The organism is Wolbachia endosymbiont of Drosophila bicornuta (assembly GCF_028982105.1).
Classification (GTDB): Bacteria; Pseudomonadota; Alphaproteobacteria; order Rickettsiales; family Anaplasmataceae; genus Wolbachia; species Wolbachia pipientis.
Genome location: NZ_JAPQLF010000099.1, coordinates 1 through 11,182, shown reverse-complemented (window position 1 = coordinate 11,182; position 11,182 = coordinate 1). Strand labels below are relative to the sequence as shown.

Below are 11,182 nucleotides of genomic sequence, written 5' to 3'. Positions count from 1 at the left end.
TATAGTAGCCACTAGCAGAAAATCCTACATAATTCCTGTACTTTATAGCAGTTATAGCCTTTCTTATAATAGTCCGAATGCGATAAGATATGTGTTTATGGCTATAGCAGGCCAGTAGCATATTACGGTCTGTTCGGATTATTGTAAAAAGAGCTATATATCGCCCCTTTAACAAAGAATGGAAGTTTAATAAGGGAAGACAAACAAGCGCTAATGCAAAAGTTTATAAAGCGTAGAGACGATTTGCTATCTAGTACTTTAAAGAAAAAAGTAAATACTTTACTTTTTTTAGCTTTTGCTGAAGCAATTTATTGCTATTGTTTCTTGCCTACTTGGTTAATTGCCAGTGATACCTTGATGTGTTTATGCTTGCCACTAGTAGCATTAAATCTTATTATGACAGAGATTTTATCTGCTTTAACACAACATTACGAAAAAAAATACAAAAACTCTGAAATTTCTACTGATCAATATGTAAATAGAATAAATTGTATTTACTTATGCTATAAGCTTTTTGTTTTTTACCCTTTGCCTGTCTTTTTTACTTCTTTAATGATAGAGGGTTTTATCTCTGGCAGTTTTTATGTTGATGTGACAATATTTGGTACTTTGTCATTGTTAGCACTGCTAGCTACTGAGATATTTAGTCCTACATTTTCAAAGGCTTGTGAAATATACACTGAAAAACACATGAAAGATTTACTTGAGGAAGATCTAAGAGATAGAGTGCAAAAGGAAACTGATCTGTTAGGACGGTATGATCCACGAAGGCTATTAATGCCAATAATTATGCCTCTTGTTAGAAAGTGTTTTACAGAGGTGGCAAGCGAATTTGCTGAGAGGAATTTCGATGAAGTGAACACTAATATGTCTGATGTTAACACTGAACAGCCACCTAGACCTCAAGCGGTTGAATTTGCATAGTAGAATATTACGGTATAGTATAAACTTTTAGCTCTATGCATGGACTCAAAAAAAGTAGAACTAATATTTGAAAAGTTTCAACAATCAAATCCTGCGCCAAAAATAGAGCTAAATTATACCAATCATTTTACGTTACTGGTTGCGATAGTTTTATCAGCGCAGACAACTGATCTAAGCGTTAATAAAATTACAAGAGAACTATTTAATATCGCTGATACGCCAGAAAAAATGCTGAGCTTTGGGCAGAGTGAGCTGAAAAAATGCATAAGCAGTATTGGTTTATATAATTCCAAAGCAAAAAATATAATCGGGCTTAGTAAAATATTGGTAGAACGATACAACAGCAAAGTACCTACTAATTTTGATGATTTGGTGTCTTTGCCTGGAGTGGGGAGAAAGAGCGCTAATGTGTTCTTAAATTCAGGGCTTGGCATTCCAACATTGGCAGTTGATACTCACGTTTTTAGAGTGAGCAATAGAATTGGGCTTGTGAAAGAAAAAGATGTGTTTAAAACAGAGCAATCTCTTTTAAATGTGGTTCCCAAAAAATACCTGCTTTATGCTCATCATTGGCTAGTTTTGCATGGTAGATATGTTTGCAAAGCACAGAAACCTTCGTGTGAAACGTGCATAATTCATGATTTATGTGAATTTGAGTGCAAAAGGTATAAAGTCTAGTATTTCTTCTTTTGTCATCCAAGTAGCTATAGAAACGAAAAAACTTACTTGACACATTTTGCTGGAATGATACAAGTTATTATTCAAACAACAGTTATGCAAGAGATCTGATTACATCTAAGCTAACAATGGACCACTAGATATATTACTAACCACGTTGACCTGATTCAATATTTTATTAGTGGGATTGAAATAATTTTCTATAAATTCCTTATATATAGCTGTTAACTTATGTATATCGTTTACTGATACGCATTCGTTTATCTGATGTGCAGTTTTGTTGATTATACCAAATTCAATCACTGGACAAACATCTTTGATAAACGCAGCGTCAGATGTGCCACCACTTGTGCTAAGTATAGCATCAATGTTGGTAACCTTACTTATTGCATCAAGCATAATATCAGTATTCCTATCGGGAGTAGAGAGGAAAACGTCCCTGCTGCTATGCATAGAAAGCTTATAATCGTTAGTTACACTAGAGCATATTTCATCAATCAGCTTATATAGGCCACCCTGTGTTTGTTCATTGTTATATCGAATGTTAAAACATGTAGTTGCTGAACCAGGTATTAGATTGCTAGTATTATTTCCAACATCGATAGTAGTAACTTCGCAATGTGAAGGCTGAAAATATTTATTACCATGATCAAAAGTAGTATTTTTTACCTTACTCAATATCGATATTACCTTATATATTGGATTATCTGCTAGGTCTGGATAGGCAACGTGCCCTTGTTTTCCATGGCAAATTAATTCAAATGTTACAGAACCTCTTCTGCCTATTTTTATGGTATCACCTAATTTCTCACTACTGGTTGGTTCAGCAACCACACAGAAATCCACCTTTTTCTGCTTACTTTTCATCCATTCCAAAACTGCCTTTGTTCCATATTCTTCCGTGCTTTCTTCAGCACTGGTAATCAATGCACTTATCGAACCATTAAATTGAAACTTCTCTGCAATCAAATTTACCATAGCAGCAATAAACGCAGCTACTCCGCTTTTCATATCAGCCGCCCCTCTTCCATATAACATGCCATCCCTCACTTCCGGATTAAATGGACCAAATGCCCAATCTTTTAACTGACCCGGTGGTACAACATCAACATGCCCAGCAAAGCACAAATTTGGTACTCCATTTATATATTTCGCATAGAGGTTTTTAACTTTAGTTCCATTATCACCAAATTCTAAAATCTCACAGTCAAAGCCACTCTTCTTGAAGATTGTTGCTATATACTCTATTGCCCCGCCGTCCCTTGGTGTTATACTCTCAAAAGAGATCAATTTCTTAGTTAGCTCTACAGGGTCAATTTTCATGTCAATCTTAAAATACTTATATTGCTATATTGTAAACACTCTATGCACTATTTAAAACAAATATTACATCAAGCCGAACAAACTTTTCTAAGGGAAGTAATAACAGATTACCACCTTGCTGATGATATCTATGAAATATGCACACGACACGGAAATGACATCTTTCTAGTTGCAGATGAAAATACAGCAAAACTTTTAAACAAAAACGTATTTAATAAAATTTCTCATTTAATTATTCCAACCACACCTGCCATTCCAGTGTCACGCGCTGGGATGACATCAGGTAGAGAAATGACACCAAGCAGAGCTGCCTCTCTTGAAACCGTAAATCTAGTGAGAAACAAAGTAAAAGACAGTGACTTAATAGTTGCATTTGGTAGCGGCACCGTTAACGATATCTGCAAATATGTAAGCTACCTCGAGAAAAAAGATTATATATCCTTTCCAACAGGAGCTTCTATGAATGGATATACATCCGCAAATGCTTCAATATTAGTAAATGGATATAAAAAATCGTTCAAAGCACATCTTCCAAGAGCAATATATATAGATATAGACATACTTGCCAATGCACCACTGCGCCTCATATTAAGCGGATTTGCAGATTTCATTTGTCGTTCAACAGTTCAGGCTGACTGGCTACTATCTCATTTGTTGCTTAGCACAGAATACAATGAATTACCTTTTACACTTGTTCACGATTTGGAGCAAATTTTGCTAAGAGAATATATGGCGCTTACTAAAAGAAGTAGAAAAGAGGTCCTATTACTTATGGAAGTTCTACTAATTTCAGGACTTGGAATGGTGATGTCAAAAGGCAGCTATTCTGCAAGCCAAGGAGAGCATATGATAGCTCACGCAATGGAAATGGTAACAAAAGATTATTCCTCACTACATGGTGAAAAAATTGCTGTCACAACGATTACTATGGCTAATTTACAGGAAAAGATATTATCAATACAAAACCCAATAATTAAACCGACCACTTTAGATGTAAAACATATAACTCAGTGCTTTGATAATATTGAATTTGTAAGAACTTTTGAACAGAAGCAAATTCTGCAGCAAAAAATCCAAGAGATTATTCGCAAAGAATGGCATAATATTTCCAGTTTAATTAAGCAAAATTTACTACCTGCAAAACACCTGCAAAAAATATTTGAAGATCTGTCAATTCCACACTTACCAGAGCACCTCAATTGGAATAAAGAACAATATTGTAAAGTGGTCGATCTTGCGTTTGCAACAAGAGATAGATTCACCTTTCTTGACTTAGCTAACTGCATAGAAGAAAGTTAAGTTTTGTAGTGAGATTCTGTCATTTAAAGAGATCATAGGCCAAAAGCTAAACCCTTTTCACAATCTCTTATCCATTGTCTCCTCACCTGAGTGGATATACAACTCATTCCAAGTAACTGACACTGGGTTTCACCAATAGCACTGCTTTGCTAAACATAGTTTAGTTCGAGTGGCTGAGGAGGGACTTGAACCCCCGACCAAGAAATTATGATCCTCCTGCTCTACCAACTGAGCTACTCAGCCTAATTGAAAACCTTGCTATACATGTGACCTACATGTTTTGTATAATATTTCAAATCAAACAAAGATTCAAGTTTTTCCGAGTTAATAACCTTAAGTAAGAGTTTATCTTGTTTCAATTCGGCCAGAAAATCACTGTTGTTTTGTTTCACTTTCATTGCATTGCTCTGAACAATTTTATACGCCTCTTCCCTCGCCAAACCACTATTTACTAACTCAAGCAATACACGCTGTGAGAAAACTAAACCTTTTGAAGAATTTAAGTTCTTTTCAATGTTTTCCTTATTGATCACCAATTTATCTATCAAATCTGTTAATCGCACTAAAGCAAAATCCATTGTTATACAAGCATCAGGAGCAATGCATCTTTCCACAGATGAGTGTGATATATCACGTTCGTGCCACAATGCAACATTTTCTAACGCAGGAAAAACATAACTGCGTATTAAACGTGAGAGTCCAGTCAGATTTTCACTTAAAATAGGATTACATTTGTGTGGCATAGCAGAGCTTCCCTTCTGCCCAGTGGAAAAATGCTCAGAAACTTCGCCGATTTCAGTTCTTTGCAAATGACGAATTTCAACAGCAACATTTTCTATTGAGCTTGCAACCACTCCCAAAACTGAAAAGAACATAGCATGTCTATCACGAGGAATGACTTGAGACGATATGATTTCAGGTATGAGTCCTATTTCTTTCGCTACATATTCTTCAACAAACGGATCAACATTTGCAAAATTGCCTACTGCACCTGATATTTTACAAATTGAGATCTCTTTTTGCGCGCTAATTAATCTCTGATAATTGCGTTTAAATTCAGCATAAAATCTGGCAAATTTTATTCCAAGAGTTGTTGGTTCTGCATGCATTCCGTGACTGCGTCCAACACAAACAATATCTTTATAGTCCTCAGCTTTTTTTTTCAATGCTGCAAGTAAATTTTTTAGATTCTCGAGCAAAATATCACAGGACTCTTTCAGTTGCACCGCAAGGCATGTATCCAAAACATCAGAACTTGTCATTCCATAATGAAGATAACGAACATCAACTCCCGCTTTTTTAGCAATATATGTCAGAAAAGCTATAACATCATGTTTTACAACGGATTCAATTTCGTTGATACATTCAACATCAAATTCAATAGCACCAGAGAGGTTCTCAGCAATATTATTCGGAATCACTCCTAACTTTGCTTGAGCTTCACACGCTAATTTTTCTATTTTAAGCCATATATTAAATTTATTATTTTCCTCCCAAATGGAAGACATTTCTTTTCTGCTATAGCGGGGAATCATTTTTGATTTATTCCAATAATGGTGTCATTCCAGTGCGTGACACTGGAATCCAGGTATAAAAGTATTTGCAAATTATTCAATGGACAACGGATTCTAGAAGCATAAAATAATGTCCATGATGAAATAAACTGGATCCCAGTGTCACGCACTGGGATGACATGAGGGAAGCACTTGGATGACACCAGCTTAGCCATGGCAGACATTTCTTTACGACTATAACAAGGGATAATCTTTGATCAGCTATCATCACCATCAGTAGCTTCTTTATTCGCATCTTGCTCTGCTTCTTGTTGCTCAGACTTCTGATTTTGCAATTTTACTCGCCTTAGCTCATTTGCATCTGTTTCGGATTTCACGACGTATATAGTAATTGGTACTACTACTTCACTATGTAATTCTACGTTTACTTGGTATTCACCCAAGTTTTTGATGCTTACTTCACCAAAAGATAAACTACGGTGATCTATCACATGTCCTTCTTGTAGTAAAATTTTCGCAATTTCACGTGTTGTTGCAGAACCAAAAATTTTACCATCCTCTGAAGCTTGCTTTATCAATACCACAAACTTATCATGTAGTGACAATGCAAGCTCTTTTGCTACATTTAATCTTTTTATATTCTCTTCTTCCAGTAATAAACGTTGCTCCTCTAGCTTTGTTAAATTTTCCTTGGTAGCTTTCACCGCTTTTCTTTGTGGAAAAAGAAAATTACGTGCATAACCTGGTTTAACTTTGACAACTTCACCAAGCTTACCTAAAGTCCTTATATTTTCCTTTAAAATTATCAACATAAATTACCTAAACTTTTTTAGTACAGTAAGGAATAAGAGCTAAAAAACGTGCCCTTATGATCGCTAAGCGTAACTTCCTTTGTTTTTTTGCGCATACGCCTGTTAATCTTCTAGGTAATATCCTACCATAGTCAGAGGTAAACTTGGATAATAAATCTATATTCTTATAATCTATGTCTTCATCTTTAGACGAAGCAAGAGGGCAAACTTTAGAACGCCTAAAGCCAGTCCTATTATTTACAGATACGTAAGAATTATTAAAACTATTTCGTCTTTTCATCATTATGCGCTTTGCTCCTCAATTTGTTTATTCATCATATGAGATTTACCTTCAAAAATTTTATCAACCTGCACAGGAAAGTGGCGAATAACGTTCTCATTAAGTTTCATTCTACGCATAAATTCATCCAGAATGCTTGCAGTAGAACTTATGCACATTATACAATAATGACCGCTCTTCATTTTACTTTTGCGATATGCAAAATCCAAAAGACCCCAATGTTCATACTTGATTAATCCTGATGCTTCAATGTTTTTCAAAAGCATTTCCAACGCTTTGCTCGATTGAGTTGGACCGTTTATTCTAAAATCTTTCAAAATATCTTGAAAAATCTTTATTAGATGTTCTGAAATATTTCTCTTCAAAGCATTTACTGCGTCATGGATAAACGCACTTTTAGTACTGCCTCCTAGAAATTTTGTAAAATCTTGCGTTATTCCTAAATCTTTTAGGTCATCTTTCAACTCTTTATCGATTTTTGACTTCACTTCTTTCAAATTTGAAAGATCTTCTTCTAATTCAACCCATAAAATTTTTGTAAGATCTTCCAAGAAATCAGAGTAAGCAACTAGACTTTCTTTAATGTCCTCAGCACGCACTTCTAACTCTTGTTTTGTAAGCTTGTCATTTCCTTTTTTCAGAATATCCCTGATTTGCTGGAACATAATATCTGCTTTAATATTTTTCAATGAAACAGCTAGCTCTTGGACCATCTCCTCTACTTCTTGCTGTAACAATCCTTGTTGTGCTATAAAAGTAAATTCATAAAGATTCACTATATCTTCCTTTAATACCGATTAAATATTTCATTATATAAAGCTTTTTTATATAAGCAAGTTATTTGTATTAATTTCTACGCCTTTAATCCAGCTTAAGTTAGATATTTCATAAATAACTTGAGGAGCAATTGAGTATGCACCTGGTAATAAGATGCTCACTTTGTGTTTTTCGAGAAGAAGTTTTAGCATTATTTTGGTTCTGCCTTCATCTTTCAATATTGCGTTTAATTCCATAGCGGCTTTTTGCGAATCCGTGCACTCAGTGGTGAGAACTAATTCTTTTATTGTAGAAGTGACTCTTTTTGTAAACTCAGATATATCTTTGCCTGCCAATCTTGTTGTATTTTCCGAAGCTTCAAGATCAATTATCACAAACGTTCCTGGTGAAAATAAATCTCTTTTTTCTTCTATTATTTCATTATTATAGAATGCTATTTCAGAAACGTTATGTGGATCAGAAAGTGTGAGTATAACAAACCTTCCACGCTCTGAGGTTCTCATACGTGCATTTAATATTACCCCAGCAGTTTTTGCTGTTCTATTTTCTCCGATAAACCCAATATTTAACTTTTCCAGAAGAATTCTAAATTTTTCAAGTGGATGATTAGTTAAATAAAATCCTAGTGAAAATAACTCATGCTCTAATTTTTTCTCTTCATCAAAATCTTCCACATTCTCAAGTTTCGGTTTGAGGACATCAAGACTACCAAACAAAGCAGCTTGACTTGATTCTCTATCCTGTTTGTTTTTATTTGCAAAGTAAATCAGAATGTCCATTGACTCATATAGCTGCTTTCTGTTCTTATGCACGCTATCGAATGCTCCGGATTTAATCAGGCTTTCTAGCGCTCTCTTATTTATCATATGACCTGAATTTTGAATGAATTTCCATATGTCCTTACAAGCGCTTGAACGTACGTTCACTATTCCTTCCGCTATAGAAAAACCAACATTCCTCAAGGCAGCAATACCATAACGTATGCGTTCATCCTCTATTGAGAATTCAGCTTGAGACTTGTTTATATCAGGTGAAAGAACGGTAACGCCACTAAACTTTGCTGCATGATAAAATAAATTCAGTTTATCTCTATCATCAATATTCAGATTCATTAGTGCTGTAAAAAATTCTAATGGATAATTAGCTTTAAGGTAAGCCGTTTGATAAGATATAACCGCATATGCTGCAGCATGAGATTTATTGAACCCATAACCAGCAAATTTTGCAACAAGGTCAAAGATATAACTTGCCCTGTCATAATCAACGCCATTCTTCGTTGCCCCTTGGACGAAAAGTGTACGTTGTTTATCCATCTCTTCCTTGATTTTCTTACCCATGGCACGTCTTAGCAAATCTGCTTCTGCGAGACTATATCCAGAGAGAATACGCGCTATTTCCATCACCTGTTCTTGGTAGATTATTACCCCAAACGTTTCTTTTAATATTCCCTCAAGTAATGGATGAATATAATCTGGCTTCTCAAGTCCATGCTTTCTTGCAACATAAGTTGGAATGTTATCCATAGGTCCTGGACGATAAAGGGAGATTAAAGCGATGATGTCCTCAATGCAGTCCGGTTTTAGTTTAATTAAAGCTTCTCTCATTCCCGAACTTTCAAGCTGGAACACTCCAATTGAATCACCGCTTGAGAGCATCTCATAGGTTTTTTGGTCATCTAAAGGAACTGAAGAAATATCGATCTTTTGTCTATCACGATTAATTAAACGACACACATGATCTATTAGCGTTAGCGTACCAAGTCCAAGAAAATCAAATTTTATTAGCCCAGCTTTCTCCACATATTTCATGCTGTATTGAGTGATTGGCAAAGCTGAATTTGGATCATAATACACAGGAACAAAATTTTCCAACTTTTGATCACATATTACAATTCCAGCAGCATGGGTTGAAACGTGACGATATATTCCTTCAAGCTTAAGAGATATATCAAGAAGCTTTGCAATTACCTCATCACTATCCCGTTCTTTCTGAAGATTTTGATCAAACTCTATCGCTTGCGATAAAGTTACAGGATTTACTGGATTAAATGGAACCATTTTAGATATTTTATCCACTTGAGAGTAAGGCATTTGTAATACCCTCCCAACATCACGCAATACTGCCCTTGCCTGCAATTTTCCAAAAGTGATTATTTGAGCAACATAACCGTACTTTTTCTGAACATAATCAATAACCAGGTCCCTTTTCTCTTGGCAGAAATCGATATCAAAGTCAGGCATCGATATACGATCAGGATTCAAAAATCTTTCAAATATTAGGCCAAACTTTATTGGATCAAGGTCTGTAATCTGTAAGCCCCAAGCAACAATTGAGCCTGCACCAGAGCCTCTTCCTGGACCAACTGGAATGCCATTTGCTTTGCTCCAACGAATGAAATCAGAAACTATCAAAAAGTAGCCAGCGTAGTTCATCGAAGTTATCACACTCAGTTCGTAATTCAGCCGATCGTAGTATTGTTTAAGGTCTATGTCTGTCTCATTCGCAATACGGAATTCTAATCCTGCAACTGCCTGCTCCCTCAGTTCTTCATTCTCAGTTTTATTTTCTCGACAAGGAAATTTAGGCAAAATAGGCTGCCTGCTTCTTGGCATGTAAGAGCACCGCTTAGCTATCACTAAAGTGTTATGAATTGCTTCGGGAATGTCGCTGAACAGCTCCTCCATTTCTGCCACAGATTTGAAATAATGCTCAGTGGTTAGCTTTTTCCTGTTATTTTCGAGAGCATAACTACCCTCTGATATACACGTTAATATATCATAAGCTTCATAGTCAGATCTATTTGTAAAGAATACATCATTTGTTGCAACCAGTGGTATATTGCGCTGATAAGCAAAATCTATTAAAGTTTCTTCAAGCTCTAGTTCCTTGCTCAGCCCATGACGCTGCAATTCAACATATAAATGACCATTGAATGCTGAAAGCAGTTTTTCAACCGTTTCTTTATCTTGCCCCAACAATAGTTGAGCCAAACATCCACCGGTTAAAGCGATCAGACCCGTACTTAAATTCAATAGCTCATCAAAATCAACGTAAGGAATATCGCTGTTATTCTTGCGCTTTCTAAAAGACTCACTCACCAAAGTGACTAAATTAGTGTACCCTTGCTCATTTTTTGCAAGCAATAATATAGGTAAATTTTGTTCTGAATGTTTAACTATAATATTGCATCCTATTATTAGTTGTATTCCCCTACTTGCAGCATATTCTGCAAACTCAAGTGAACCAAATAAATTACCTGAATCAGTAATTGCAACCGCTGGCATTTTATTTCGCAAACAAAGGCCGATCAGCTCCTCAATTTTAACCGAGCTTTCAAGCAGCGAATAAACACTATGAACACGTAAGTGTATGAACATAAGAAACTTTAGATCAACAAAAAAGGATAACATTAATTTACTCATGAGAACATAATTTTCATGAGAACAAAAGCCTATAAAATTCTAAAATTAAAATACAAAAACTTACTTGACAAACTCCGCCAGCTCCCTTATCATGATAGTGAAGCTATTGTATTTGCTTTCGCCAATCTGCAGATTAAAAGGTAAGGATTACTT

10 protein-coding genes and 1 tRNA gene are annotated in these 11,182 nt (G+C 35.4%); 3 read left to right on the top strand and 8 right to left on the bottom strand.

The window, feature by feature from the left end; all coding sequences use genetic code 11:
- Nucleotides 1-324 precede the first annotated feature (324 nt).
- Nucleotides 325-924, top strand: coding sequence for a hypothetical protein (locus tag OZD68_RS03115; RefSeq protein WP_275008978.1), 600 nt, complete (start codon nt 325-327; stop codon nt 922-924).
- A 39-nt stretch (nt 925-963) separates the two neighbouring features.
- A complete protein-coding gene (gene nth / locus OZD68_RS03110) occupies nt 964-1,602 on the top strand; it encodes an endonuclease III (protein ID WP_182309543.1) in 639 nt (212 codons plus the stop codon).
- 117 nt (nt 1,603-1,719) lie between these two features.
- On the opposite strand, the gene dapE is transcribed toward nth, so the two are convergent.
- Entirely contained in the window at nt 1,720-2,925 is a 1,206-nt protein-coding gene (gene dapE, locus OZD68_RS03105; RefSeq protein WP_182309542.1) for a succinyl-diaminopimelate desuccinylase, read from the bottom strand.
- Nucleotides 2,926-2,967: 42 nt separating this feature from the next.
- Here dapE and OZD68_RS03100 point away from each other — a divergent pair, with 42 nt between their 5' ends.
- The gene (locus tag OZD68_RS03100) at nt 2,968-4,224 is read left to right on the top strand and encodes an iron-containing alcohol dehydrogenase (RefSeq protein ID WP_182309561.1); all 1,257 of its coding nucleotides are present in this window, start codon (nt 2,968-2,970) and stop codon (nt 4,222-4,224) included.
- A 170-nt stretch (nt 4,225-4,394) separates the two neighbouring features.
- Here the strand turns inward: OZD68_RS03100 and OZD68_RS03095 are convergent.
- From OZD68_RS03095 to dnaE, 7 genes are all read right to left on the bottom strand, one after another.
- Nucleotides 4,395-4,467 (bottom strand) — tRNA-Met (locus tag OZD68_RS03095).
- Nucleotides 4,467-5,759, bottom strand: coding sequence for an adenylosuccinate lyase (gene purB, locus OZD68_RS03090; protein ID WP_182309541.1), 1,293 nt, complete (start codon nt 5,757-5,759; stop codon nt 4,467-4,469). Before purB ends, OZD68_RS03095 begins: the two co-directional genes overlap by 1 nt.
- Nucleotides 5,756-5,941, bottom strand: a complete 186-nt coding sequence (locus tag OZD68_RS03085; RefSeq protein WP_275008974.1) for a hypothetical protein — start codon at nt 5,939-5,941, stop codon at nt 5,756-5,758. Before OZD68_RS03085 ends, purB begins: the two co-directional genes overlap by 4 nt.
- Before the next feature lie 54 nt (nt 5,942-5,995).
- Nucleotides 5,996-6,550 (bottom strand): 50S ribosomal protein L9, encoded by a 555-nt coding sequence (rplI, locus tag OZD68_RS03080; protein WP_182309540.1) that lies wholly within the window; start codon nt 6,548-6,550, stop codon nt 5,996-5,998.
- A gap of 7 nt (nt 6,551-6,557) precedes the next feature.
- A complete protein-coding gene (gene rpsR, locus OZD68_RS03075) occupies nt 6,558-6,833 on the bottom strand; it encodes a 30S ribosomal protein S18 (RefSeq protein WP_182309539.1) in 276 nt (91 codons plus the stop codon).
- The gene (locus OZD68_RS03070) at nt 6,833-7,606 is read right to left on the bottom strand and encodes a 30S ribosomal protein S6 (protein WP_182309538.1); all 774 of its coding nucleotides are present in this window, start codon (nt 7,604-7,606) and stop codon (nt 6,833-6,835) included. Before OZD68_RS03070 ends, rpsR begins: the two co-directional genes overlap by 1 nt.
- A gap of 48 nt (nt 7,607-7,654) precedes the next feature.
- Nucleotides 7,655-10,984: a DNA polymerase III subunit alpha gene (dnaE, locus tag OZD68_RS03065; RefSeq protein WP_182309560.1), complete on the bottom strand. Its 3,330-nt coding sequence runs from the start codon at nt 10,982-10,984 to the stop codon at nt 7,655-7,657.
- Nucleotides 10,985-11,182: the final 198 nt, after the last annotated feature.